Raw genomic sequence first — 24,430 nt, 5'->3', positions numbered from 1 at the left:
AACTGATCCTACGCCTTTCCCGGTTTGCGCCGACGCCCGCCCCTGCGACGACCTGGCGCAATCTATACGCCTTTTGCAAACGCGCAGTTAGTGTAATCGGCCGCTTTCGCCAACTGCGAAAGGATCCAAAAAGCGGAAAATTCCGCTCCACGTCTTCGCCTGGAGAGGCAGGGCGCCGCCCGCGCACGGCTCGCGGCGCGGCGCAAAAGGCTTCAGCCCTTGAGAACCTCCACCAGCGTATCGCCGAGTTTGGCGGGCGAGGGAGAAACCACGATACCCGCCTTTTCCATCGCGGCGATCTTGTCTTCGGCCCCACCTTTGCCGCCAGAGATGACGGCACCAGCATGGCCCATGGTGCGTCCGGGAGGCGCCGTGCGTCCGGCGATGAAGCCGACGGTCGGCTTCCACCGCCCCTTCTTCTTCTCGTCGGCGAGAAACTGGGCGGCGTCTTCCTCCGCCGAACCGCCGATTTCACCGATCATGATGATCGATTCCGTCGCGTCGTCGGCGAGGAACATTTCCAAAATGTCGATGAATTCCGTGCCCTTGACCGGATCGCCGCCGATGCCGACGGCAGTCGTCTGGCCGAGCCCGGCATTCGTCGTCTGGAACACCGCTTCATAGGTGAGCGTGCCGGAGCGCGACACGACCCCGACTGAGCCCTTCTTGAAGATCGAGCCGGGCATGATGCCGATCTTGCACTCTTCCGGCGTCAACACGCCGGGGCAGTTGGGCCCGAGAAGCCGGGACTTCGACTTGTCGAGCTTCGCCTTCACCCTGACCATGTCCATCACCGGAATGCCTTCGGTGATGCAGACGATGAACGGCACTTCCGCGTCGATCGCCTCTTCGATCGCAGCGCCGGCGCCGACTGGCGGCACATAGATGACGGAGGCGGTCGCGCCGGTCTTTTCTTTGGCTTCCGCGACGGAGGCGAAAATCGGCAGTTCAGCGGCGCCTTCGACGCCGTTCTCCCAGGTCTGGCCACCCTTCTTCGGATGCACGCCAGCCACCATCTTGGTGCCGTAATAGGCGAGCGCCTGCTCGGTATGGAACGTGCCGGTCTTGCCCGTCAGCCCCTGGACGATGACCTTGGTATTCTTGTCGACGAGAATGGACATCAGTTCTTGTCCTTCAGAATCTGTTTGATCTCCCGAAGCTCGGCGATCACCTCTCGGTTGACGGCAACGATCTCGTCGTTGATCGCCTTCACCTCTGCCACATGCTTCGCATAGCTGCGCATCTGTTTTTTCGACATGATCACCATCAAGCCGCCGAAAACGAGAAAGATGATGATCAGAGGAAGCCAGACGGCAATGAATTCAGCCATCGGTCAGCCTTTGACGGATTTGACGATCTTCTTGGCCGCGTCGTCGAGATCATCGGCGGCGATGACGTTGAGACCGCTTTCCTCGATGATCTTCTTGCCCAGCGCCACGTTGGTCCCCTCAAGGCGAACCACCAGCGGAACCTTGAGGCCCACTTCCTTGACGGCGGCGATGACGCCTTCCGCGATCACATCACAGCGCATGATCCCGCCGAAGATGTTGATCAGGATGCCCTTCACATTCGGATCGGCAGTGATGATCTTGAAGGCGGCCGTCACCTTCTCTTTGGAGGCGCCGCCGCCGACATCGAGGAAGTTCGCCGGCTCCGCGCCATAGAGCTTGATGATGTCCATGGTGGCCATGGCGAGGCCAGCGCCGTTCACCATGCAACCGATATCGCCGGTGAGCGCCACATAGGCGAGATCGTGCTCGGAAGCCTCGATCTCCTTGGCGTCCTCTTCAGTCTTGTCGCGCAGCTCGACGATCTCCGGATGCCGGAAGAGCGCGTTGCCGTCGAAGGAGACCTTGGCGTCGAGCACGCGAAGATGCCCGTCCTTCATGACGATGAGCGGATTGATTTCCAGAAGGCTCATATCCTCGTCGGAGAAGGCCTTGTAGAGAATTCGGGCAAGCTGCCCGAATTCATCTTTCGCCGGAGCCTCGAGCTCGAGCGCCTCGGCGAGCTTCGCCGCATCGGCATCGCTGACGCCGGAAAGCGGATCGATCGGCAGCGTCAGGATCTTGTCCGGCGTCTCTTCGGCGACGGTTTCGATGTCCATGCCACCTTCGGTCGAGGCCACGAAGGCGACACGGCCGGTGCCGCGGTCGACAAGGAGCGAGAGATAGAGTTCTCGCGCAATGTCGGCGCCGTCTTCGATATAGAGCCGGTTGACCACCTTGCCCGCCGGCCCCGTCTGTTTGGTGACGAGGGTGTGACCGAGCATTTCCTTGGCGTTGGCGACGACGTCCTCAACGCTCTTGGCGAGCCTCACGCCGCCTTTGGCATCCTCGCCGAGCTCCTTGAAACGGCCCTTTCCGCGGCCGCCTGCATGGATCTGGCTTTTGACGACATAAAGCGGACCCGGCAGCTTCTTGGCCGCCGCTTCCGCCTCGTCGGCAGACGTGATCATGACGCCGGCAGCGACCGGTGCCCCGTATTCCTTGAGGACGGCCTTAGCCTGGTATTCGTGGATGTTCATCCGGCCCCCCGCCGTTTAGCTGTTGAGCGCCGGCTGGATCTTGCGGCAGGCCTCGATGAGACCCTGCACGGTGGCAACCGACTTCTCGAACTCCGCGCGCTCGCTGCGGTCGAGCGAAATATCGACGATACGCTCCACACCACCTGCACCGATCACCGTCGGCACGCCGACATACATCTGGTCGAGACCGTATTCGCCGGAAAGCTGCGCAGCACAGGGGAGAACGCGCTTCTTGTCCTTCAGATAGCTCTCGGCCATGGCGATGGCGGAAGCCGCCGGCGCATAGAAGGCCGAGCCGGTCTTCAACAGCGACACGATCTCAGCACCACCGTCGCGGGTGCGCTGCACGATCTTGTCGAGGCGCTCCTGCGTGGTCCAGCCCATCTTGACGAGGTCCGGCAGAGGAATGCCCGCAACCGTCGAATAGCGTACCAGCGGCACCATGGAATCGCCGTGGCCACCGAGCACGAAAGCCGTCACGTCTTCGACGGAGACATTGAACTCTTCCGCCAGGAAGTAGCGGAAACGGGCGGAATCGAGCACACCCGCCATGCCGACGATCTTGTTGCCAGGCAGGCCGGAGAATTTCTGCAGCGCCCACACCATGGCGTCGAGCGGATTGGTGATGCAGATCACGAAGGCATCGGGAGCGTATTTCTTGAGCCCCGCGCCGACCTGCTCCATCACCTTCAGGTTGATCTCAAGAAGATCATCGCGGCTCATGCCGGGTTTACGCGGCACACCGGCCGTCACGATGACGACGTCAGCGCCTTCGATTGCCTCATAAGACTGGGTGCCGACGAGACGTGCATCAAAACCGTCGACGGGAGAGGATTCGGCAATATCGAGCGCCTTGCCGTCCGGAATACCTTCCTGGATATCGAAGAGGACGATGTCGCCGAGCTCCTTCAGTCCGGCGAGATGGGCGAGCGTGCCGCCGATCTGTCCAGCACCGATGAGCGCAATCTTGCTGCGAGCCATGAAGAACCTTCCCTAGACGTAGATAACGAGAGCGAAGAACTCTCAAAAGAGAGTGCGCGGAGTAGCGCGAATGTCGCACCGTGGCAAGCGCTGGCCAGCTCTGCAGCGGGCGCGCAATTGCGCAGCGAACCGGGCTCGCGAGAGCCCGGCGCTCGCTCATCCGCGCTCGGCTGCCTCACCCGGCCAGGCGTCCGAACGCATCTCTGTGAGGCGCGACGCCGTGCGCTGAAACTCGAAGGCTTCCGCCCCGCTCGTGCCCTGCCACAAGGCATCCGGCTCCGCCTCTGCCGACGCGATGAAGCGGATCTTCTGGTCGTAGAGCGTGTCGATGAGATTGATGAAGCGCTTCGCCTCGTTGCGGGTCTGCGGGCTCATGACCGGGATGCCGGAGACGATGATCGTGTGGAAGGTCTTGGCGAGCTTCAGATAATCGGCGCTGCCGAGGGGCTTTTCACAAAGCTCGTGAAAGCTGAAGCGGGCGACGCCGCCAGCCGCTTCAGGCACGTCGAGATGACGGCCACGTAGACTGAGCTGCTGAGGTGTTCCGCGGGCTTCGCCCGAGAGGCGCTCGAAATGCGCGTCGAGGATCTTCTCGGCCGCCTCTCCGAGCGGCGTCACATAGAGAGGCTCCTCGCCGTGCTTGTCGAGGCGGTAATCGTGCGGCGCATCGAGATGGAAAACCGCATTAGACTTATTGATGAGGTCGATGAACGGCACGAAAAGCGGCCGGTTGAGGCCGTTCTCATAAAGCCGGTCGGGCGGCACGTTGGAGGTCGCGACAAGCGTCACCCCCTCCGCGAAGAGCTTCTCGAAAAGCCGGCCCAGGATCATCGCATCGGCGATGTCGTTCACGGCGAATTCGTCGAAGCAAAGGAGCCGGGTCTCGGCCGCGATATCGCGCGCCACCGGCTTGATCGGATCGTCGCCGTCCACCTCACCGGCCTTGAGGCGCTGGCGGAAGCGGGCGATCCGCTCGTGCACGTCTTCCATGAAATCATGGAAATGCGCCCGGCGCTTGCGGGTGTTGGGGGCGGCCTGGAAGAAGATGTCCATGAGCATCGTCTTGCCGCGCCCGACCGGACCCCAAATATAAAGGCCGGGAACAGGCTCGGGTCGGCGCCCCTTGGAAAACAGCCATCCGAGTGGGCTCTTTTTCGATTTGGTGCGCTCGTCTGCAAGCGCGCCAAGAAGCGCGTCGAGCCGGCAAGCGAGCTCCTTCTGGACGGGATCGGGGGTGATGCCACCTTCCGCCGCCAGGCGATCATAGGTGCGGGAAACCGGATTTTTCATCGCCCGCGATGTGCTATGGCCGGCGCCCGGGTTCAAGTGTGAATTCGCCAGGAAGAGTTTCGCCGACACGATCGCCGTGTCGGGAGGGCGTTCAAGACGGGAGGCTTAGGCGCGCGGATCGAGCTGGCCGACTTCCATCGGGACTTCTTCCCAATTCTGGCCGGCGGCGACGATGCAGGTGTCGCCGGAGGTGCGGGTCACCACGATCGTCCACGTCCCCTGCTTGGAAACGAAGACCTGCATGACGCGCTGACCGCCCACGAGACCGAGGGCTTTCGGGGTCTCTTTATATTCTTTCGCGAGGATCCGCACCATGTCGTCATGCTCGGCGCATTTCGGCACGGACAGCATCGGGCTGGTCGCCATGGCGCTGGTTGAGAGCGCGGCGGCCGCGGCGGCCAGAACGGCAGGACGAACGATGCGCGCCCCGACTGCAAATGGCTTTCTCATCATCCACTCCTTGCGTTCCTCCGAGCTTCACCTGACGAGCTTGCCGGAAGCTTGACCCCGGCAAGACCGACGCAAAGAACTCGGCGTCATCGAAGTGTGACAAAGCCAAGAAAGGGCGACAATCTATTGAAATCGCTACTAAACCAATTGATAAGTGCTGGCGCATTTGTGCAACAGCACTTGCACAATAAGCAGGCTAACGGGCGACTGAAATTGCGGCACCTGCCTCTGTTTGACCATTGAACTGGGTTTTCGAGGTCGAATAGAGGCGAGCGACGGTGCTGCTGCCCTGGTCAAGCAGCGTGACTTGATTGCCTGAAAGGTTCCAGGCGGAGACGTTCTGAAGCGCCGGCGAGGTGCAGCCACGCGTCGAGGCGCGATAGCCGCCCGACCAGCTCGTCAAAGACATGAAGAGCTGACAGCTGTCACCCCCGGAGGATACCGTCCAGCCGCCGAGAAGATCGGTGCGGCCGATAGCAGCGCCACCCGAAGTCGGGGGCGTAGCCGTCGCTGTCTGCACGTTGCCGTCTGAGCCCGGCCGCAGATCTGGCGGTTCACCCATCATCGGATCGTTGGAGGCGCTTGCCCCGCTCGGGGGCGGAAGCTCGGCCTGCGAAACGGTTCCGACCGGCGCTGCCGTCAACGGCCGCGGCGGTGGAGGCGGAGAATAACGATTGCTGCTTTGTCCGCCGAAATAGGCGGACTGACAGGCGGCGAGGGAGGCTGCAAGCGCGGCGGTTGCGGCGATCGCGCGCCAGGAATGCGACATGACGAGACTCTCGTGTGATGGTGCAACACCTGGCGAGCCTTTTGGCAGGAGAGCCTTAGACTCGACTTGACCCGACTTCTGGCACGTCCTAGGCGGTTTGTCACGAAGGGCGGCGCAGATGGCGATGGCTGAACTAGGCTGGATGCAAAGGGCGCGCCAGCGGGCGCTGAGAACGGCGGTCCGTCAACGGCGTGGCCATATCGTCGATCAGCTCATCGCCGAACGCGGCATTGGACTGGTCGCCAATCCTCTCTGGCCGCTTTACCGGCCACTCCTTTATAAGATTCTCCATTACAGCGAAGCGGTCGAGATGGCCGATACGCTGGGGCCTCTGCCGGGTACGGCGGGGATGCGCTACATCAGCGAGCTTCTGTCCCTCAACCTGGAGATCTCCGGGATCTCGCGCATCCCGCGTGAGGGCGGCTTTATTATTGCAGCAAACCACCCGACAGGCATTGCCGACGGGGTTGCTGTCTATGATGCCGTTCGGCAGGTGCGCGGCGACATCTCCATCTTCACCAACCGTGACGCCGTGCGCGTGAACGAACGTCTGGTGGAGCATCTCATTCCCGTCGAATGGCGCGAAGAGCATCGCAGTCTGACGAAAACGCGCGAGACGCTGCGTCTCTCCTCCAAGGCGTTCGCCGAAGAGCGTGCCATCGTGGTCTTTCCTGCAGGCCGCATCGCCTATTGGCAGGGCGGCCGTCTGAACGAACGGCCCTGGCAGGTTTCGGCCGTGTCGCTGGCCCAAAAGCACAAGGTCCCGGTCCTCCCCTGCCGCGTCACCGCGCGCAATTCCTGGCTCTTCTATCTTTTCGGCAACCAGGGGCTCACGGAGCTCAGGGACATGACCGTGTTCCACGAGCTGCTCAACAAGCGCGGCAAGACCTTCAAGATCAACTTCGGGCCGCTCATCCCGCATACGGCACTGCAGGGGAGCGCAGCCAGGCTGACCGAACAGCTGCAGACCTATTGCGTCGAGAGCCTGGCCAAGGACCCCGACCTCCCCTTCACTGCGAAGGAAGACAACACATGAGCAAGACAGAAGATATCAACGGCGTCCCCTTCGAGATCATGACGCCGCAGGAAGTGCGCAAGGCGCTCGATGCGCACGAGATCGTTCTGATCGATGTGCGCACCCCGGCGGAATTTGCCTTCGAGCGCATTCCCGGCGCTTTGCTCGCGCCGATGTCGGAGCTCGATGCCGCCAATCTGCCGACCCAGACGGACAAGCCCGTGGTCTTCCATTGCGGCTCCGGCAAGCGCTCGGAACTCGTCAGCCGCAAGGCAATCGAGGCGGGCTTCAAAAAGGCGGCCCATCTTGAAGGAGGCCTCGCCGCCTGGAAGCAGGCGGGCCTTCCGCTCATCACCACCGATTTTGCCACCGGTCAGCCAAAGCGCGTCGGAAGCTAAACCCGGCATCACCGCTCCTCACGAGCCGGTGAAGCCTCTTTCCCTCCTCCTCCGAGACACCCATTTTAGATTGGGTCCATTCAAGGAGGAGCCCTATGCTCTCACGACGCAGTCTGTTTGCCGGAAGCGCGGCGGTGGCCGCGCTGACAGGGATCGGAGTTTTCTCGCCGCGCCGGGCGGACGCTGAAGCCGCCGGCGACTTTCCGGTGACGCTGAGCCGGGACGAATGGAAGAAGAAGCTGACCGACAGGCAGTTTTCGGTGCTCCGCGACGAAGGGACCGAGCGCGCCTACACATCGCCCCTCAATGACGAACATCGCGAGGGTGTCTTCCACTGCGCCGGCTGCGACAATGCCGTCTACAGTTCGAAAGCCAAGTTCGATTCCGGCACCGGGTGGCCGAGCTTCTATGAGGCGATAGCGCCCGCCGCCGTCGCGACCTCACGCGACTTCAAGCTCATCTATCCGCGCACGGAGGTGCATTGCGCCAATTGCGGCGGGCATCTCGGTCATGTCTTCAACGATGGACCCAAGCCGACCGGCAAGCGTCACTGCATCAACGGTGTCGCCCTCGTCTTCAAGCCGGCCGGTGGCGGCGATCCGGTTCTGGGCTGAGGATCGGACGCGAGACCGAAGCTACCTGCGAGACGGCTGCCCATCGGCCCCCCTTCTTCCGCTCATGCGGGCCGGTGACAGACGGCTTCGATATTGTTGCCGTCAGGATCGAGGACAAAGGCGCCGTAGTAATTCGGATGGTAGTGTGGCCGCAGGCCGGGTGCACCATTGTCCCGTCCGCCAGCTGTGAGAGCTGCCTCGTAAAAAGCGTCCACCGCCGCTCTATCGGACGCGGCAAAGGCCACATGAACGCCCGAGACCTGCCCGTTCGGCACGGATTGGACCCAGAAACAGGGCTTCCCGCGGGCGCCGAAGCCTGCGCCTTCATAGCCGCCGGTTTCGTCCTTGCCGACCGTCATGATCACCTCCATGCCCAGCGGCGCCAAAGCTCTTTCATAGAAAAGGCGAGAGGCTGCGAAATCCCTCGCGGTGATGCCGAGATGGTCGATCATTGCCGGCGCTTTCCTTCGTAAGCTGTGTCTGCGCGTGGAAGACCCCCACAGAGATTGTGTCCGCTGCGAACGGACCTCGCAATCGTCTCCTTGGGGGCAGGCCTCCGGAGGGAGCTCATCCTCCTTTTGGTGCGAAAAGCGAATCAATTCGCGCAGTTTTGCAGGCTTTCGCGCCGAAAAGTTGGCGCTGCCACGTCCTGAGGAGGTGCAGACCTGGCGAAATTGCCGGCGTCGATAGCAGGTATGGCGCAGCGGCTTTTCGCCTGATCCGCCCTCGGGCGACCCGCCACAACTTGTTCGCGCCAGAACCGACTCCTCTGCTGGCGGACCTATGGTGACTCTGCCTCACGCGGTTCAGTTTGGTTAATACTTCCACCATTACTAGCGTTAATTATTCATTAAGAAATATTCGGTGACATGATCCAGAGTCAGTAGAGTACGAAACCTGTCTGGAGGATTCTTGACAGGTTAGACTCGCCGGTGTCAGTGGATTGAAAAGCCACATTCCAGGCGTGCTTTCGAAGGGGAAACTTGAATGCCAGCACCGTTTGTCCTTGTGCATGGACTGCTGAGCGCCGGGTACGGCTGCGCAGCGGCACAAGCGCGCGGACGGGACGGGACGAAAGAGCGCTCATCCGCGCTCCCAGCAGGGCGCAGGACCCGCGGCGCCGACTCAATTCACCTCCGCGACGGTTTCGATCAGAGCCCCTCCTGGAGAAAAGGCGTGAATCGTTGTAGAATCCATCTTGCAATCGACGGACTTGGCCGAATTCGGCCAAATCCGGTTCGGCTGCACTCCTGTTGCGTTTCTTCGACATGATGACGATCGCGATAAGGCAGGGCCTCTCGATGGAGGACATGGTCGCCAAACGGCTGCAGGAGCCGATGCGGGAGATCGCAGATCTCTTTCGTCGGAACCTGACGAGCCGTCTCAATCGGCAGGACGGGCCGGCCGCCTGCTCTGACGGCGTCGCTGTCGCATCTCGTCCGGCAGTCCCGCATCCGGCAACCCCTCATCCGGTAGGGTCGCCGCGCACGACACGCGACATCCAAACCCCCAACATCTCGCGCGGCGATCGCCGCGGCGACGAACAGCAGGCAAGCTGGCTTCGGCCACGCAGGGCGCGCCCCGCTTCGGCTGCGTCTTTGCATGACAATCAAGTTTCGGCCGCGCGCCCGGCCCGTCAATCGCAGGCGCCCACACCAAGGTCGGCCTACGGGGGCAGTCCCCCCTTCAGCCCGTCCGCGAACCGCTCAGCCTCTCAGCCCATCAACACGAGGAACATGATGCCCGCCACCCAACCGGTGAATGGCGCGCGCGGCCAGCCGGCCCGAGCGCCAAACAACGGTGGCAGTTGGCTCTTCCCACAGGCGCGGACTGCGCCTGCCCAGAGTCCCGCCGCCGCGGCGAAAGCCGCACCACCGGCTCGAGAACAAACCTCTCCGAGCTGGCTTTACCGCAAGCCCGCCGCGCCGCAGACCAACGGCACGGCGACCCCCGCTCCGCAGGCTGCGCCCGCCGAGACCCCGTCGAGCTGGCTTTTCCGTAAGCCTGCCGCACAGGCGAATGGCAAGGCGAACGGCCATGCAAACGGCAAGGCGGCGCTCAAGGACACCGCAGTGTCGGCCGCTCAGGGCTGGTTCTATCGCAAGCCTGCGCCGCAGGAGAGCGAAGAGGCCGGGCAGTCGACCCCGGCCGAAGTGATGAGCTGGGTTTATCGTCTCGCCGCCGAAGCCAAGGAAAAGAGCAAGACCGAGGCATCGTCGCTCGGGTCGCCCCTCCAGACGATCAGCAGCTGGTTCACGGGCGGCTCCAAGGCGAAGGAAGATGCAAAGCCCGAGCCGCAGAAGCCTCAGGCGCCGGTGAGCTGGCTTTATCGCAATTCTGCGCCTCAACCGCAGGCGTCCGGCCAGAAAGCCGAACCCGCACGCCAGACCGGCGCTCCGCAGGCGAGCTGGCTCTACCGCAACGCCGCGCCGCAGAATGGCGCAGCGCGCACGAACGGCAAAGCCGAGGCTGCGCAGCCGGCCCAGCAGGTGGTTCAGCGCAGCTGGCTCTTCCCGAATGGGCGCGGCCAGGCCGCCGAAGCCGAGCCGCAAGCGCAAGCCGTCAATGGCACGCCGCAGAGAAGCTGGCTTTATCGCATTGCTGCAGTTCAGAACGGCTCACAGAAACAGAACGGCGCGCAAGAGGCCGCCCAACAGCAGGCCCAGCCGGCTGCGGCTGGCGGAAGCTGGTTGTTCCCTGGCACGCATCAGCGCACCCAGGCTCAGGCCAACGGCAAGTCTGCCCAATCGCAACCCGCGAAACCGGCTCAAACTTCAAGTGCAGGCCGGACAAGCTGGCTCTTCCCGGGCACACATCCGCGTGCACAGGCTGAGACGGCGCAAAGGCCGGCTCAGCAGAATGCTCGCCAGGCCGCGCCCGCTCGCGCCACGAACGGTGTCGCGACCGCGGGGTATCTCTACCGCTCGAACGCCGGCGCACCGATCCGTGCGACCCGCCAGGCACAGCCCCAGCAGGCGTCAAGCCGCGCAAACGGCGTCGCACAGACGCGCGTGAATGGTTCGTCCTGGCTCTTCCCGAGCGTCCGTCCGGCAGAGCAGAAGCCCGCGGCGCACACGGCCCAGGCAACCGCCCAGAACGGTGCCCGCGTCTATCGCACGGTGCCGAGCGTTCCGCGCCAGGCCGGCCGACCGATCCAGGTGAGGCAGCAGCGCCCGATGCAGGCGCCGGCCCAGGCTCCGGTTGCGGCACGCACGCCCGCCCGCAGCGAGGAGAGCTTCTACTACGCGATGGTGAAGTGGTTCCGCGCCCGTCTGCCGGAGCGCCAGTGGGCCGACGGCGGCACCTGGCTCTTCCCGCAGGGGTCGCCGATCATTTAGATCGTCGCAAGACAACACGAAAAAGCCCCGCAGCTTCGCGCTGCGGGGCTTTTTTTTGCTTTAGGCACCGCCGCCTGAGGCTGCGATGCCTGTCTTTGCCGGGAGGACGGCTTCGCCTAGACGCGCCGCTCGACCATCATCTTCTTGATTTCGCCGATCGCCTTTGCAGGGTTCAGCCCCTTCGGGCAGACCTGCACGCAATTCAGGATCGTGTGGCAGCGGTAAAGCCGGAACGGATCTTCCAGCTGATCGAGACGCTCACCAGTGCGCTCGTCACGCGAATCGACAATCCAGCGATAGGCCTGCAGCAGTGCCGCCGGGCCCAAATAGCGATCGCCGTTCCACCAATAGCTCGGGCACGAGGTCGTGCAGCAGGCGCAGAGAATGCACTCGTAGAGCCCGTCGAGCTTTTCGCGGTCTTCGTGGCTCTGCAGGTGCTCCTTTTCCGGCGTCGGAGACACCGTCTGCAGCCACGGCTCGATCAGCGCATGCTGCGCATAGAAATGCGTCAGATCCGGCACCAGATCCTTCACCACCGGCATATGCGGCAGCGGGTAGATCTTCACGACGCCGTTGATGTCGCCCCAGCCCGTCGTGCAGGCGAGCGTATTCGATCCGTCGATATTCATGGCGCACGAGCCGCAAATGCCTTCGCGGCAGGAGCGGCGCAGCGTCAAAGTCGGGTCGACCTTGTTCTTGATCCACAATAGGGCATCGAGAACCATTGGTCCGCAATCGTCGGTATCGACATAATAGGTATCGAGACGCGGGTTGCGGCCGTCTTCGGGATCCCAGCGATAGATCTGGAATTCCTTGTGTTTGCTGCCCGCGGGCTTCGGCCAGACCTTGCCGCGGTGAACTGTCGAGTTTTTCGGAAGAGTCAGCTGAACCATAGATTTTCGCCGTGCGTAGAACCGCCATTCACATGGGCGGAAGGTGGACCCGGATCATCCGCTTACCGCATACTGAGGGCTGCAGAAAGCTTCGCCCGGCTTGCGCCAACCTCTTCTTGCGCGCATGAGGGCATCGATTGCAAGTGCGAGACGGATGAGGGGTGAATGGAAAAGCGAGTGACCGAGACCGGATCGAAATCACGCACTGGCGGCGAGATCCTGATCGATCAATTGGTTGCGCAGGGCGTCAACTGTCTCACCTGCGTGCCGGGGGAGAGTTATCTCGCAGCCCTCGATGCGATGCACGACCGTGCCATCGATGTGCTCGTGTGCCGCAATGAGGGCGGCGCGGCGATGATGGCCGAAGCATACGGCAAATTGACCGGCCGCCCAGGCGTCTGTTTCGTCACCCGCGGGCCCGGCGCCACCAATGCGAGCCACGGCATTCACATTGCCGAGCACGATTCCACGCCGATGATCCTCTTCATCGGGCAGGTTGAGCGCGGCATGCGCGAGCGCGGCGCCTTCCAGGAGGTGGATTACAAAGCGTTTTACGGCGGCCTCGCCAAATGGGTCGTGGAGGTGAACGAGGCGGAGCGTCTGCCGGAACTCGTCGCCCGCGCTTTTCGCACGGCCATGCAGGGACGTCCCGGCCCAGTGGTCGTCGTTCTGCCTGAGGACATGCTTGTCGACGAGGCGGCCGTCGCGGATGCGCCGCGCGTCGAAGCGGCCGAGATCTGGCCAGGGGCTGAGGATCTCGAAGAGCTCGGCCATCTTCTCCGCAGCGCCCGGCGCCCGATGGCCATTCTCGGCGGTTCGCGTTGGAGCGAGACGGCCGTTGCGGATTTCGCCGCCTTTGCGGAGCGCACCGGCCTTCCCGTCGCCACCTCTTTCCGCCGCGCCCATCTCTTTCCCTCAGATCACCCCAACTACGCGGGCGATCTCGGCATCGGGCCCAATCCCAAGCTGGCGGAACGCGTGCGGCAGGCCGACCTCATTCTCCTCGTCGGCGGGCGTTTCTCCGAAATGCCCTCGTCCTCCTACACGCTTGTAGACGTGCCCGTGCCGTCCCAGAATTTCGTGCACGTGCATCCGGGGGCCGAGGAGCTAGGTCGGGTCTACCAGCCGACCCTTGCCATCCAGGCGACGCCGCAGGCCTTCGCAAAGGCGCTCGTGCGGGCCGAGCTCGATGTCGGCGCCCCCGCACAGGAGGCAGGCGCCGCCCATCAAGACTTCCTCGACTGGTCGGGCAAGCCGCTCCCTGTGCCGGGCCGCTTCCAGTATGCCGAGGCGATGACCTGGCTGCGCGACCGGGTGCCCCCCGAGACGATCATCTGCAACGGCGCCGGCAATTACGCGGGCTGGATCCACCGCTATTACCGTTTCCGCCGCTTTGCGACGCAGCTTGCGCCGGTTTCTGGCTCCATGGGCTATGGCGTGCCGGCCGCGGTTCTTGCCAAACGCCTTTATCCGGAGCGCATCGTCGTCGCGTTCGCGGGCGACGGATGCTTCCTGATGAACGGCCAGGAATTTTCGACCGCCGTGCAGCACGACATCCCGATCATCGTGATCGTCGTCGACAACAGCATGTATGGGACGATCCGGATGCATCAGGAATCGCGCTATCCCGACCGCATCTCTGCGACGCGGCTCTCCAATCCCGATTTTGCCGCCTATGCCCGCGCCTTCGGTGGCCATGGCGAGACGGTGGCAACGACGGAGGAATTCGCGCCGGCGTTTGAGCGGGCGCTCGCCTCCGGCAAGCCGGCGATCCTGCATTGCTTCATCGATCCGGAAGCCATCACCCCGGCCCGAACTTTGAGCGAGCTGCGCGGCAGCAAGGCCGGCTGAAGACGCGAGGGAAGAAGGAGCCGGGTGACAATGAGCGAGCTTCCATTCGACCTCACGCTGGAGGGTGCTCCCGGCGAATGCGTCCGCCTGTCGCCACGCGTGCGCCGGGTGCTCGCCCCCAACCCGAGCCCCTTCACCTTTCGCGGCACCTGCACCTACATCATCGGCACCGGTGAGGTTGCAGTGATCGACCCAGGTCCCGCCGATTCCGCCCATATCGAGGCGCTTCTGGCAGCCGTTTCGGGCGAAAAGCTGCGTCATATCCTGCTGACGCACACGCACCTCGACCACTACCCGGCGGTCGCCCCCCTCGCCGAAGCGACGGGGGCAATGGTGGCCGGCTGCCGCGGCACAAATGACAGCGCATTCGCCTACAAGCCAGACCGGGTGCTTGAGGAGGGTGAAAGGATCGAAGGGCCCGATTATACGCTGACGGCTCTCGCAACCCCCGGCCACGCCGCCAACCACCTCTGCTACGAGCTCAAGGAAGAGAAGGCCCTCTTCTCCGGCGACCACGTCATGGGCTGGTCGACCTCGGTGGTGATCCCGCCGGATGGCAATATGGGCGACTACATGGCCTCGCTGAGACGCCTGCTCGATCGCGACCACGACATCTACTGGCCCGGTCATGGCGGCCCCGTTACGGAACCGAAACGGCTTGTCCGTGCCCTCCTCCAACATCGCCGCCAGCGGGAGAAGACCATCCTTGCAGCCCTCGGCGAGGAGCCTCTGACCATCGATTCGATCGTCGAGCGGGTCTATCAAGGCATCGCCGAAAACCTGCGTGAGGCCGCAGCGCAGTCGACGCTCGCGCATCTTTGCGATCTCGTCACGCGCGGCGAGGCGGCGAGTCTCGGTCCGGCAAGCCGCACGGCGCGCTATTTTCGCGCCAGCCCGGAAGGCGGGGCCAAGTAAGCGGCACTCGCCCACGCCCAGGTAGGGCACCAATCTGCGACCCCACACTGTACGCCGAGCAAGGTTTTCGACCAGAGGGTGAGGTTTGCGTTGCTTCGGTGAGAAAACCTGCCGTTTCGTCACCTTTCTGCCGCAGACCAATCTTAGCCGCCAAGGAACGACACCCGCCTGGACGACACATGATGAAAATCTCACGCCGCGCTGCGCTCGCCGGAGGGGGAGCGCTCGCCCTCAGCCCATTTGCGAGCCGGAGCTTCGCAGGGCTCAATGTCGAGACCGACGGTATCCTTTACGGGCCGACGCAGCCCTTTTCGTTCGATCTTCTGAAGGAGACGGCGAAGACGCTCTCTGAAGCGCCCTGGGAGCCGCCCGCCTCCGCCATGGCGGAAATCCTCGATAAGATCGATTACGACGCCTATTTCCAGATCAGCTATCGCAAGGACCGCACCTTACATCTCGGCGGAGAGGGCGGAGCGCCGATCCAGCTTTTTCATCTCGGTCGCTATCAGAAGGACCCCGTCACTGTTGCCGTGGTCAAAGACGGCAAGGCGCACGAGGTTCTTTACCGCCAGAGCTATTTCGATATGCCGGCGGGCCACATCGCCCGCAGCCTGCCGCAAAGCATCGGCTTCGCCGGTTTCCGGGTGATGGCGGAAAACTTGAAATGGGACTGGCTGTCGTTCCTCGGCGCCTCTTATTTTCGTTCTCCCGGAAGCGGCAAGCAATACGGGCTGTCGGCCCGGGGCATTGCCATCGATACGGGGCTCGCGACGGGCGAGGAATTTCCGCGTTTCAGCCGGTTCTTCCTTGAGGGCGTGCCGGGCGATCCTGACCGGCTCACCGTCTACGCGCTGCTTGAGGGTCCGAGCCTGACGGGCGCCTACCGCTTCGATTGCGCCCGCGAAGCGCGCGTCGTCATGGAGACGGAAGCGGTCCTCTTCCCGCGCCAGGAGATCACTCGGCTTGGCATCGCCCCGTTGACCTCGATGTTCTGGTACTCGCAAAAAGACCGGCAGCACGCGAAAGACTGGCGGCCCGAAATCCACGATTCCGACGGGCTCGCCATGTGGACGGGCAGTGGCGAACGCATCTGGCGCCCGCTCAACAATCCGCCCGCCGTGATGACCAACAGCTTCAGCGATGACAACCCGAAGGGATTCGGTCTGCTTCAGCGCGATCGGCATTTCGACCATTACCAGGACGACGGTGTCTTCTATCATCGCCGCCCCTCGCTCTGGGTCGAACCGCTCGAAGGATGGGGCAAGGGCGCGGTGCAACTCGTGGAGATCCCGACGGACGACGAGATCTACGACAACATCGTCGCCTATTGGACCCCGGAGGAGAAGGTCGAGGCGGGCAAGACGCTCGATCTCAAATACCGTCTGCACTGGGGATTCGACGAGCCTTACGCGACAAAGGCGGGGCGGGTCGTCGACACCTTTATCGGCGCCGGCGGCGTTCCGGGGCAGCCGCGTCCAAAGGAGGTCTATCAATTCGTCATCGACTTCTCCGGTGGCGATCTCGGCCGCTTCACGCGCGAAGACGGCGTGACCGCCATGGTTAATGTTTCACGTGGCACATTGGGGCGGTGCAGCGCCTATCCGGTCGTCGACAGCAACGGGCTCTTCCGTGCCGCCTTCGAGGTGCACGTCACCGGAAAAGACCCGGTGGACCTGCGGCTTTTCCTCAAGAAGGACGGTGAAGCGCTGACGGAGACCTGGATCTCACAGTTCTTCCCGGCCAGCATGGATCTCGCCGACAGCCGCTGAGGTTCACCCCCGAGGTGGGCCGACGGAAGTTCTTATTGCTCAATCACGGCCTCAGGACTGCCACCACCATTTTCGGCACTCGGATTTTCGTTCCGGGTCCGAAATTGCCATGTCGGTTAGTTGCCAATCCTCCAGCTCCGACAGCCGCCGGCGCTGGCGCGAACGCGACACGCAAAGGCTCAGCCAATGCCAGCACCGAGCTGCTGCATCATTGTCGAAGTGCGTTTTTAGAACTCGCCTATCGTCCATATGACGATAGAAGTCGCTTGTTGCCTCGTTGAAAAACGATATTCTCGCACAGGCAATGTTCGATAAACTCACATGACGCGACGCCTTCCCTCACTCAACGCGCTGCGCGCCTTCGAGGCCGCCGGTCGCCACGGCCGGATGTCTTTGGCCGCCAAAGAGCTGAACGTCACCCACAGCGCGGTCTCGCGTCAGGTGCAGCAGCTTGAAGACGTTCTCGGGGTTTCCCTCTTTGAAGGGCCGAAGAACGCCATCCGCCTGACGGAGGAAGGGCGCGCGCTCCTACCGGGTCTCACCGCCGGCTTCGACCAGCTGCAGGCGGCTGTGGCGCGCGTCGCGACCAGGCGGTCCTCCCTCATCGATCTCGCCTGCAGCGGGACGCTCGCCATGCGCTGGCTCATCCCCCGTATCCACGTCTTCAAAGAGCGGCACCCGGAGATCGAGGTGCGTCTGACGGCCTGCGATCACGACGAAGAATTCGCCCGCATCGATTTCGACCTTGCACTCCGCGTGGGCACCGGTCCCTGGCCCTCCGGCCTTCTGACCCGGCCCCTCTTTGCCGAAAAAATTGGGCCCGTCCTCTCCCCCTCCATTGCGCGGCTCCTTCCACAGGACATCGCCGGCCTACCCATTCTGCACACGCGCACGCGGCCGGGCGCGTGGGCGCAATGGGCGGGCGCGAGCGGCGAGAGAAATCCCGCCAGTGAACTCGAAGCCGCCCCGGCGGCAACCGTCTATCAGCGTTTCTATTATCTCCTCGAAGCGGCGACCGCTGGCCTGGGCGTGGCGATCGGACCCTGGCCGCTCGTGGCGGACGATATCGCGGCGGGCCGGCTCGTTGCGCCTTTCGGCTTTTTCCCAAGCGGCAACCACTACATCGCGCTATGGCGACCGCGCCCGACGGCGGCCCTCACGCTTCTCCTCAATTGGCTTTTCGAAGAGGCAGAACGTTTCGAGCCGACGGCGCCAGACCCGCTTTCCTGAGGGCTGCTGCTCGACCACTTTCAGCACTCTTCGGACACAAAAGGGGCGGCCGAAGCCGCCCCAGACTCGCGACCGAAACGACTCAGGCCCCGGACTTGCGGTAGCTCGACTGACGTTCCAGCATCCATCCCGGATATTCAGGGGCAAGGCGGCTCACCTGATCGAGCGTCTTGAGCTCGTCGTCGGAGAGACGAACCTCGACAGCGGCGAGATTGTCGTCGAGCTGGTCCATGCGCTTGGCACCGATGATGACGCTCGTCACCACCTTCTGATGCAGGAGCCAGGCGAGCGCGATCTGCGCCACGGAAACCGAATGCGCCTCGGCAATCTTGCGCATCTCGTCGATGATCGCATAGCCGCGGTCCTTGTCGACCGGCGGGAAGTCGAAGGTCGCACGCCGTCCGTCGCCCGATTTTTCGTCCTCACGGCTATACTTGCCCGACAGGAAACCGCCGGCGAGCGGGCTCCACACCATCAGCCCCACCTTCTCCGAGGTAAGCATCGGCACGACCTCGCGCTCGAGATCGCGCCCCGCGATGGTGTAATAGGCCTGCAGCGAACGGAACGGCGCGAGGTTCTTGCGCTCCGAGATTCCGAGCGCCTTGGCGATCTGCCAAGCGGCCCAGTTCGAAACCCCGACGTAGCGGACATGACCGTGGCGCACGAGCGTATCGAGGGCTTCGAGCGTCTCCTCGATCGGGGTCAGCGGGTCGAATCCGTGGATCTGATAGAGATCGATGTGGTCGAGCTGCAGACGTGTGAGGCTCTTCTTCGCCTGATCGAGGATATGATAGCGCGAGGCGCCGGTGGCATTCGGTCCTTCACCGACGCGCCCGAGAAACTTCGTCGCGACCACGACCTCGTCGCGCGCAATGCCAAGATTCTTGAGCGCCTGTCCGGTGATCGTCTCCGAGCGGCCCTCGGCATAAACATTGGCCGTGTCGATGAAATTGACGCCGGCATCGAGGGCGCGGCTGAGAAGTGCATCGGCATCTTGCTGCCCAAGATTGCCGATCTGGCCCCAAAGCCCCTCGTTGCCGCCGAAAGTCATGGTGCCGAAGCACAGTTCCGAGACAAGAAGGCCGGTCTGGCCGAGCGGATTGTAACGCATGCATTCATCCTTTCGCGTGGGTCGGCCTCGCCCGGTTCGCCCAAGACGAGGCCGCAAATGGTGGATCCGCCGGGCCGAGAAATCCGACCGGTCGCCGCCGCGACTGCGATGCGTCGCTCTCTGCAATCCCGCCCGGATTTACTCGGACGCGTCGGAGCGACGGCTTTGCGGATCGGGACCGAAATGGCGTGTTGGCCGCCCGGCCGCCACGCGGATGCTGTCACGTTCTTGCCTGATCCTCTCAGCCGCAAGCTTTCCTTGTGGCAACCTGACCCGCAAGCAACTATCTCTGCCCTGCACTCTCGCGGACAATGCTCATGCCGGAATCCCTTGCGGGCCTCGATGCTCTCAGCGCGCTGATCCGCCGCCATTGTGATGGCCACCGCTGCCAGACCCAGGTGCCAGGCCTCACCCTCGTGCGGTCGGATGGGATGACGCACCCGACGGCCTCGATTTACGAGCCGCTTCTGTGCGTGATCGCTGGCGGTGCCAAGCGCGCCATGCTCGGCGAGAAGCTCTTCGAATATGGCAAAGGCAACTACCTCGTCGTCTCGGTGGATCTGCCCGTCGTGGGGGAGATATTCAAAGCGAGCCGGGAAGAGCCTTATCTCGCCCTGGCGGTGCGTCTCGATCCGAAGCTCCTCGCCGCGATGCTTCTGGAAATGGGCGATGGAGAGGCCCAGACAACGCTCGCTCCGGGCCTCTCAGTCAGCTTTCTGACTCCTGAGCTTTTGGATCCGATTGTGAGGTTTGTCAGCCTTTTAGACCGACCTCGGGATATCCGGATCCTCGCGCCGCTGATTGAGCGGGAGATCGTCTACAGGCTGATGCGAGGACCGCAGGGCGGCACGCTGCGGCAGATTGCTCTGTCCGACAGCCGGCTCAGTCAGATCAGCCGCGCCATTGCGTGGATCAAACAACGCTTCGACAGCCCCCTCAGGATCGAGGACGCAGCCGATATCGCCGGCATGAGCGCCTCGTCTTTCCATCGCCATTTCAAGGCGGTGACGGCCATGAGCCCGCTGCAATACCAGAAGCAGCTTCGGCTGCAGCGCGCCCGCCACATGCTCCTTACGCAAAATGCCGATGCGGGCAGCGTCAGCTTCGCGGTGGGCTATGTGAGCCCGTCCCAGTTCAGCCGCGAATATGCGCGTTTCTTCGGTGCCCCTCCCGCCCGCGATGCGGCGCGGCTCCGCGCCTCGGCGCTCGATGACGCGCAATTGACCGATCCTCTCTGAGGCGGGTGGCGCTTCGCCGGCTCACGGAAACAGATCCCGGCACGACGGCCAGAAGCAACGCCTTTCCCGTTCATGTGTTCTTGCAACAGACCCATCACGGGAATTGCCCGCAATGGACGGGCCTCCACCCACCGACCGGCTTGGCTGGTACGTCCATTTCCTCGTCCCGGCCCTGTCCGCCACGCAGCGAGACAGGGCGCCGTCTGCAAGAAAGGACGATCTGTGATCACACTCACCGTCAACGAGACCGATTATGAGCTGGACCTCGATCCGCGCACCTCGCTTCTCGATGCGTTGCGCGACCACCTCGCGCTCACCGGCACCAAGAAAGGCTGCGACCACGGCCAGTGCGGCGCCTGCACTGTCCTCGTCAACGGCCGCCGCATCAATTCCTGCCTGACGCTTGCCGTCATGCATGACGGCGATGCCGTCACCACCATCGAAGGCCTCGGCACACCTGAAGCCCTGCACCCGATGCAGACGAGCTTTCTCAACCATGACGGCTTTCAATGCGGGTACTGCACGCCAGGCCAGATCGTCTCCGCGCTCGGGATGCTCGACGAGTTTCGCGCCGGCTGGCCGAGCCATGTGAGCGCAAGCTTGGATGGCCAGACGGACCTCTCCGACGAAGAAATCTCAGAGCGCATGAGCGGCAATATCTGCCGGTGTTCCGCCTATCCCAACATCGTCGACGCAATCCGCGCTGCCCGCGACGAACGTGCCGACAAGGGCGAAAGCGAGGGGCTGGCATGAGGGAATTTGCCTATTCGCGCGCCGGCGATCTTCAGGAAGCCGGCCGCCTTGCCGAAGAGCAGACTGGGCGCTTCATCGCCGGCGGCACCAATCTTCTGGATCTCATGAAACTCGAAGTCGAGACGCCGAAAGCGCTCGTCGACATCTCGCGGCTGCCTTTGACGGAGATCTCGCCAACAGAGGATGGCGGCCTCAGGATCGGAGCCATGGTGACCAATGCCGATCTCGCCGCCGATGAGACCGTGCGGCGCGATTATCCAGTCCTGTCGCGGGCGCTTTTGGCCGGCGCCTCGGCACAGCTGCGCAACAAGGCAACGACCGGCGGCAATCTCCTGCAGCGCACGCGTTGCTACTATTTCTACGAGACGTCCGCGCCCTGCAACAAACGCGATCCTGGTTCGGGCTGCGCCGCACTCGACGGCTTCAACCGCATTCACGCGGTCCTGGGCGCAAGCGATCAGTGCATCGCCACCCATCCCTCAGACATGGCAGTCGCCATGCTGGCGCTCGACGCGAGCGTCGAGACCCGGCTGCCGGACGGCGGAAGCCGGACGATCGCGCTGAAGAATTTTCACCGTCTTCCCGGTCAGACGCCGGAAGTGGAAAGCAATCTGCAGCCGGGCGAGCTCATCACCTCCGTCGTGCTGCCGCCGCCACCGAAAGGCCGGCACATCTATCGCAAGGTGCGCGACCGCGCCTCCTATGCATTTGCTCTCGTCTCGGTCGCCGGCATCGTCGCCGTGGACAACGGCAACATCGCCTCGGCCCGTCTGGCCTTCGGCGGGCTCGCCCACAAGCCGTGGCGCGACAGGGCGGTCGAGGAAGCTCTCATCGGCCAGGAGCCATCACAGGCGCTGTTCGAAGAGGCCGCGGATCTGCTTCTCAAGGAGGCGGCGGGCCACGGCCATAACGATTTCAAGATCCCCCTCGCCCGGCGGACGCTGATCGCCGTTCTGTCCGAGGCGACAAAGGAGGCCGCACAATGACCGACGCAAACACCTATGCGATGGACGAGGCGGTCGGCGACACACGCCTTGATCGCGGCACGCAGGGCGTTCTCGGCAAGCCCCTCAACCGCTACGAGGGTGCCCTCAAAGTCTCGGGCCGCGCGCCATACGCTTACGAGCATCTCGCCGGTGAGGACGTCGCCTACGGCTTCATGGTGACGGCAGGCATCGGGCGAGCGAAAATCCGGTCCGTCGACACATCCAAAGCGGAGGCGGCACCAGGCGTTCTGGCCGTCATCTCGGGAGATGATGTTCTGCGCGCCTCCGCCCTGCCGATGGCACCGGCTGCGCAGACAATCGACGGCGAGGTCTTCCATTACGGCCAGCCGCTGGCGCTCGTCGTTGCCGAAACCTTCGAGGCGGCTCGGCATGCGGCCACGCTTGTCGAGACCCTCTACGAACCCGGCCAGGGCCGCTACAGCCTGCGCGATCAGCTCGACGAGGCGGTCAATCCGGGGCCAGGCGCCATGCAGCCCGACAATCTCCGCGGGGAGTTCGAGGCCGTCTTTGCGGAAGCCGAGGTTCAGTTCGACGAAACCTATACGACGCCGAGCCACAGCGCCGCCCCGATGGAGCCGCATGCGAGCGTCGCCAAATGGGACGGCGACAAGCTGACAGTCTGGTCGTCCTGCCAGCTTCTGGAGACGAATGTCATTCAGATCGCCAACGGCGTCGGCGTGCCAGTCGAGAACGTCCGCCTTCTGAGCCCTTATGTCGGCGGTGGCTTCGGCTCCAAACTCGGCATTGGGCCGGACGCGGTGCTGGCGGCACTCGGCGCGAAAGCGGCGGGCAAGCCGGTGAAGGTCGCGCTCAGCCGCCAGCACGTCTTCCAGACGACCTCCCGTCGTTCCGAAACAATCCAGCGCGTGCGCATCGGCACGACGAAGGAAGGCCGCATCACCGCGCTCGCGCACGAAAACTTCGTCGTCAACTCGACCGGCAATTCGTTCTTCGAGCCGGTCGCGATTTCAACGGTGTTTCTCTATGCGGGCGAGAATCGAAAAATCACGCATCGGCTCGCTGAGACCGATGTCTTGATGACGGCCTCGGTGCGCGCGCCCGGCGAAGCCGTGGGCATGCTGTCGCTTGAGGGCGCCATGGACGAGCTCGCAATCCGATTGAACCTCGATCCGATCGAGTTTCGCAAGATGAACGAGCCGGAGGTCGCGCCGCAGGACGATCGCCCCTTCTCCTCGCGAAAACTCCTGGAATGCTATGAAGAAGGTGCCCGTCGCTTCGGCTGGCAGAACCGTCCCAAAAAGCCGGCAAGCCGGCGCGAAGGCGAATGGTGGATCGGCTATGGTATGGCCGCGGCTTCACGCAGCCATCAGCTGATGAAATCTTCCGCCGAGGTGGAGCTCTCCCCCGACGGCCGCGCCACGGTGAGAACGGCGATGACCGATATCGGCACGGGCTCCTACACAATCCTGCAGCAGATCACCGCCGAAATGCTGGGACTTCCGCCCGAACATGTGACCGTGCTTTTGGGCGATACGGCGCTGCCGCCCTCATCGGGCTCCGGCGGCTCCTGGGGCGCCAACAGCGCCGGCTCGTCGGTCTATCTGGCCTGCGAAGACCTCGTGACGGAGCTCGCAAAACGCCTCAGCGCCGACGCCTCGGACCTCACGTTGAAGGACGGTCAGGCGATCGCGGGCAACCGGCAAATTCCGTTCGACGAGATTCTGGGGGGCGAAACGCTCACCGGCCGCGGCACGATCGAGCCGGGGAAGACGGCGGACACCACCAATCAGGCAAGCTATGGAGCGCATTTCTGCGAGGTGGCCGTCAACGCCGTGACGGGCGAGACGCGGGTGCGCCGGCTTCTGACCGTCGCTGCCGCCGGGCGCATACTCAACGAGAAGACGGCCACGTCACAATGCTACGGCGGTCAGATCTGGGGGATCGGCTCGGCGCTCGAAGAAGAGCTGGTGATCGATCCCCGCACCGGCCTTCTGGTCAATCACGATCTCGCCGAATACCACGTTCCGGTGAACGCCGACGTGCCGCAGCTCGAGGTCGTCTTCCTTGAGGAGCGCGACACGGCGGCGAGTCTACTCGCCGGCAAGGGGCTCGGCGAACTCGCTCTTGCGGGCGTCGGGGCGGCCATTACCAACGCCATCTACAATGCCTGCGGCGTGCGGGTGCGCGATTATCCGGCGACTCTCGACAAGGTTCTCGCAGGTCTCCCAGACGCCTGACTCATGGATAAGTTTGATCATTACAACCAAAATTATGCGTTGGAGTGATTGAAGCGACAGATGCGAAAGATCGGTCTCCCGGA

The 24,430-nt window shown here is 63.4% G+C and carries 22 protein-coding genes; 12 read left to right on the top strand and 10 right to left on the bottom strand.

Annotation, left to right across the window (positions count from 1 at the left end; genetic code table 11):
* Positions 1-212: 212 nt before the first annotated feature.
* The 7 genes from sucD to EO094_RS18640 form a co-directional block, all read right to left on the bottom strand.
* Positions 213-1,121: a succinate--CoA ligase subunit alpha gene (gene sucD, locus EO094_RS01065; protein ID WP_092812887.1), complete on the bottom strand. Its 909-nt coding sequence runs from the start codon at positions 1,119-1,121 to the stop codon at positions 213-215.
* Entirely contained in the window at positions 1,121-1,330 is a 210-nt protein-coding gene (locus EO094_RS01060) for a hypothetical protein (RefSeq protein ID WP_128290510.1), read from the bottom strand. The genes sucD and EO094_RS01060 overlap by 1 nt, the downstream gene beginning before the upstream one ends.
* 3 nt (positions 1,331-1,333) lie before the next feature.
* Positions 1,334-2,527, bottom strand: a complete 1,194-nt coding sequence (sucC, locus tag EO094_RS01055) for an ADP-forming succinate--CoA ligase subunit beta (protein ID WP_128290509.1) — start codon at positions 2,525-2,527, stop codon at positions 1,334-1,336.
* A 15-nt stretch (positions 2,528-2,542) separates the two neighbouring features.
* Positions 2,543-3,508 (bottom strand): malate dehydrogenase, encoded by a 966-nt coding sequence (mdh, locus tag EO094_RS01050; RefSeq protein WP_128290508.1) that lies wholly within the window; start codon positions 3,506-3,508, stop codon positions 2,543-2,545.
* Between the two features lie 156 nt (positions 3,509-3,664).
* On the bottom strand, positions 3,665-4,798 hold the full coding sequence (gene zapE / locus EO094_RS01045) for a cell division protein ZapE (protein ID WP_128290507.1): 1,134 nt from the start codon (positions 4,796-4,798) through the stop codon (positions 3,665-3,667).
* 105 nt (positions 4,799-4,903) lie between these two features.
* The gene (locus EO094_RS01040) at positions 4,904-5,248 is read right to left on the bottom strand and encodes a hypothetical protein (RefSeq protein ID WP_128290506.1); all 345 of its coding nucleotides are present in this window, start codon (positions 5,246-5,248) and stop codon (positions 4,904-4,906) included.
* Between the two features lie 196 nt (positions 5,249-5,444).
* Positions 5,445-6,017, bottom strand: a complete 573-nt coding sequence (locus tag EO094_RS18640; protein WP_205649795.1) for an AprI/Inh family metalloprotease inhibitor — start codon at positions 6,015-6,017, stop codon at positions 5,445-5,447.
* A gap of 97 nt (positions 6,018-6,114) precedes the next feature.
* Here EO094_RS18640 and EO094_RS01030 point away from each other — a divergent pair, with 97 nt between their 5' ends.
* The 3 genes from EO094_RS01030 to msrB all read left to right on the top strand — a co-directional run bounded on the left by EO094_RS01030 (position 6,115) and on the right by msrB (position 8,044).
* Positions 6,115-7,053, top strand: a complete 939-nt coding sequence (locus EO094_RS01030) for a 1-acyl-sn-glycerol-3-phosphate acyltransferase (RefSeq protein WP_425455818.1) — start codon at positions 6,115-6,117, stop codon at positions 7,051-7,053.
* Entirely contained in the window at positions 7,050-7,430 is a 381-nt protein-coding gene (locus EO094_RS01025) for a rhodanese-like domain-containing protein (RefSeq protein WP_128290504.1), read from the top strand. The genes EO094_RS01030 and EO094_RS01025 overlap by 4 nt, the downstream gene beginning before the upstream one ends.
* Positions 7,431-7,525: 95 nt before the next feature.
* Entirely contained in the window at positions 7,526-8,044 is a 519-nt protein-coding gene (msrB, locus tag EO094_RS01020; protein WP_128290503.1) for a peptide-methionine (R)-S-oxide reductase MsrB, read from the top strand.
* A gap of 62 nt (positions 8,045-8,106) precedes the next feature.
* On the opposite strand, the gene EO094_RS01015 is transcribed toward msrB, so the two are convergent.
* Complete coding sequence (locus tag EO094_RS01015) at positions 8,107-8,496, bottom strand: VOC family protein (RefSeq protein ID WP_128290502.1); 390 nt, start codon at positions 8,494-8,496, stop codon at positions 8,107-8,109.
* 1,287 nt (positions 8,497-9,783) lie between these two features.
* Here EO094_RS01015 and EO094_RS01010 point away from each other — a divergent pair.
* On the top strand, positions 9,784-11,382 hold the full coding sequence (locus EO094_RS01010; RefSeq protein WP_128290501.1) for a hypothetical protein: 1,599 nt from the start codon (positions 9,784-9,786) through the stop codon (positions 11,380-11,382).
* A gap of 116 nt (positions 11,383-11,498) precedes the next feature.
* Here EO094_RS01010 and EO094_RS01005 read toward each other — a convergent pair whose 3' ends face one another.
* Positions 11,499-12,275 (bottom strand): succinate dehydrogenase iron-sulfur subunit, encoded by a 777-nt coding sequence (locus EO094_RS01005; protein ID WP_128290500.1) that lies wholly within the window; start codon positions 12,273-12,275, stop codon positions 11,499-11,501.
* 165 nt (positions 12,276-12,440) lie between these two features.
* On the opposite strand from EO094_RS01005, the gene EO094_RS01000 reads away from it, so the two are divergent.
* The 4 genes from EO094_RS01000 to EO094_RS00985 all read left to right on the top strand — a co-directional run bounded on the left by EO094_RS01000 (position 12,441) and on the right by EO094_RS00985 (position 18,040).
* Positions 12,441-14,126, top strand: coding sequence for a thiamine pyrophosphate-binding protein (locus EO094_RS01000; protein ID WP_128290499.1), 1,686 nt, complete (start codon positions 12,441-12,443; stop codon positions 14,124-14,126).
* Between the two features lie 30 nt (positions 14,127-14,156).
* The gene (locus EO094_RS00995) at positions 14,157-15,041 is read left to right on the top strand and encodes an MBL fold metallo-hydrolase (RefSeq protein WP_128290498.1); all 885 of its coding nucleotides are present in this window, start codon (positions 14,157-14,159) and stop codon (positions 15,039-15,041) included.
* A gap of 179 nt (positions 15,042-15,220) precedes the next feature.
* On the top strand, positions 15,221-16,810 hold the full coding sequence (locus EO094_RS00990; protein ID WP_246008326.1) for an OpgD/OpgG family glucan biosynthesis protein: 1,590 nt from the start codon (positions 15,221-15,223) through the stop codon (positions 16,808-16,810).
* A gap of 321 nt (positions 16,811-17,131) precedes the next feature.
* On the top strand, positions 17,132-18,040 hold the full coding sequence (locus EO094_RS00985; RefSeq protein ID WP_128290497.1) for a LysR substrate-binding domain-containing protein: 909 nt from the start codon (positions 17,132-17,134) through the stop codon (positions 18,038-18,040).
* Between the two features lie 82 nt (positions 18,041-18,122).
* Here the strand turns inward: EO094_RS00985 and EO094_RS00980 are convergent, their stop codons facing one another.
* Positions 18,123-19,151, bottom strand: coding sequence for an aldo/keto reductase (locus tag EO094_RS00980; protein ID WP_128290496.1), 1,029 nt, complete (start codon positions 19,149-19,151; stop codon positions 18,123-18,125).
* A 317-nt stretch (positions 19,152-19,468) separates the two neighbouring features.
* Here EO094_RS00980 and EO094_RS00975 point away from each other — a divergent pair, with 317 nt between their 5' ends.
* The 4 genes from EO094_RS00975 to EO094_RS00960 all read left to right on the top strand — a co-directional run bounded on the left by EO094_RS00975 (position 19,469) and on the right by EO094_RS00960 (position 24,347).
* Positions 19,469-20,389, top strand: coding sequence for an AraC family transcriptional regulator (locus EO094_RS00975; RefSeq protein ID WP_128290495.1), 921 nt, complete (start codon positions 19,469-19,471; stop codon positions 20,387-20,389).
* 222 nt (positions 20,390-20,611) lie between these two features.
* The gene (locus tag EO094_RS00970) at positions 20,612-21,142 is read left to right on the top strand and encodes a 2Fe-2S iron-sulfur cluster-binding protein (protein ID WP_246008325.1); all 531 of its coding nucleotides are present in this window, start codon (positions 20,612-20,614) and stop codon (positions 21,140-21,142) included.
* Positions 21,139-22,128 carry an FAD binding domain-containing protein gene (locus EO094_RS00965; RefSeq protein WP_128290493.1) on the top strand — a complete coding sequence of 330 codons (990 nt, stop codon included), beginning with the start codon at positions 21,139-21,141 and terminating at the stop codon, positions 22,126-22,128. Before EO094_RS00970 ends, EO094_RS00965 begins: the two co-directional genes overlap by 4 nt.
* Positions 22,125-24,347 (top strand): xanthine dehydrogenase family protein molybdopterin-binding subunit, encoded by a 2,223-nt coding sequence (locus tag EO094_RS00960; protein ID WP_128290492.1) that lies wholly within the window; start codon positions 22,125-22,127, stop codon positions 24,345-24,347. Before EO094_RS00965 ends, EO094_RS00960 begins: the two co-directional genes overlap by 4 nt.
* Positions 24,348-24,430: the final 83 nt, after the last annotated feature.

Origin of the sequence: Afifella aestuarii (assembly GCF_004023665.1) — a bacterium.
Lineage (GTDB): Bacteria > Pseudomonadota > Alphaproteobacteria > Rhizobiales > Afifellaceae > Afifella > Afifella aestuarii.
Note: the sequence above shows the minus strand (reverse complement) of the source record. Positions and strands in the feature narration are given on the sequence as shown.

Excerpts from the sequence above, each read along its gene's own strand:
- sucC (WP_128290509.1), bottom strand. The coding sequence starts at position 2,527 with ATGAACATCCACGAATACCAGGCTAAGGCCGTCCTCAAGGAATACGGG.
- zapE (WP_128290507.1), bottom strand. The coding sequence starts at position 4,798 with ATGAAAAATCCGGTTTCCCGCACCTATGATCGCCTGGCGGCGGAAGGT.
- EO094_RS00990 (WP_246008326.1), top strand. The coding sequence starts at position 15,221 with ATGATGAAAATCTCACGCCGCGCTGCGCTCGCCGGAGGGGGAGCGCTC.
- EO094_RS00980 (WP_128290496.1), bottom strand. The coding sequence starts at position 19,151 with ATGCGTTACAATCCGCTCGGCCAGACCGGCCTTCTTGTCTCGGAACTG.
- EO094_RS00995 (WP_128290498.1), top strand. The coding sequence starts at position 14,157 with ATGAGCGAGCTTCCATTCGACCTCACGCTGGAGGGTGCTCCCGGCGAA.
- EO094_RS18640 (WP_205649795.1), bottom strand. The coding sequence starts at position 6,017 with ATGTCGCATTCCTGGCGCGCGATCGCCGCAACCGCCGCGCTTGCAGCC.
- sucD (WP_092812887.1), bottom strand. The coding sequence starts at position 1,121 with ATGTCCATTCTCGTCGACAAGAATACCAAGGTCATCGTCCAGGGGCTG.
- EO094_RS00985 (WP_128290497.1), top strand. The coding sequence starts at position 17,132 with ATGACGCGACGCCTTCCCTCACTCAACGCGCTGCGCGCCTTCGAGGCC.
- EO094_RS01060 (WP_128290510.1), bottom strand. The coding sequence starts at position 1,330 with ATGGCTGAATTCATTGCCGTCTGGCTTCCTCTGATCATCATCTTTCTC.
- EO094_RS00960 (WP_128290492.1), top strand. The coding sequence starts at position 22,125 with ATGACCGACGCAAACACCTATGCGATGGACGAGGCGGTCGGCGACACA.
- EO094_RS01010 (WP_128290501.1), top strand. The coding sequence starts at position 9,784 with ATGCCCGCCACCCAACCGGTGAATGGCGCGCGCGGCCAGCCGGCCCGA.
- EO094_RS00965 (WP_128290493.1), top strand. The coding sequence starts at position 21,139 with ATGAGGGAATTTGCCTATTCGCGCGCCGGCGATCTTCAGGAAGCCGGC.
- EO094_RS00975 (WP_128290495.1), top strand. The coding sequence starts at position 19,469 with ATGCCGGAATCCCTTGCGGGCCTCGATGCTCTCAGCGCGCTGATCCGC.
- EO094_RS01000 (WP_128290499.1), top strand. The coding sequence starts at position 12,441 with ATGGAAAAGCGAGTGACCGAGACCGGATCGAAATCACGCACTGGCGGC.
- mdh (WP_128290508.1), bottom strand. The coding sequence starts at position 3,508 with ATGGCTCGCAGCAAGATTGCGCTCATCGGTGCTGGACAGATCGGCGGC.
- EO094_RS01025 (WP_128290504.1), top strand. The coding sequence starts at position 7,050 with ATGAGCAAGACAGAAGATATCAACGGCGTCCCCTTCGAGATCATGACG.
- EO094_RS01015 (WP_128290502.1), bottom strand. The coding sequence starts at position 8,496 with ATGATCGACCATCTCGGCATCACCGCGAGGGATTTCGCAGCCTCTCGC.
- EO094_RS01005 (WP_128290500.1), bottom strand. The coding sequence starts at position 12,275 with ATGGTTCAGCTGACTCTTCCGAAAAACTCGACAGTTCACCGCGGCAAG.
- EO094_RS01040 (WP_128290506.1), bottom strand. The coding sequence starts at position 5,248 with ATGAGAAAGCCATTTGCAGTCGGGGCGCGCATCGTTCGTCCTGCCGTT.
- msrB (WP_128290503.1), top strand. The coding sequence starts at position 7,526 with ATGCTCTCACGACGCAGTCTGTTTGCCGGAAGCGCGGCGGTGGCCGCG.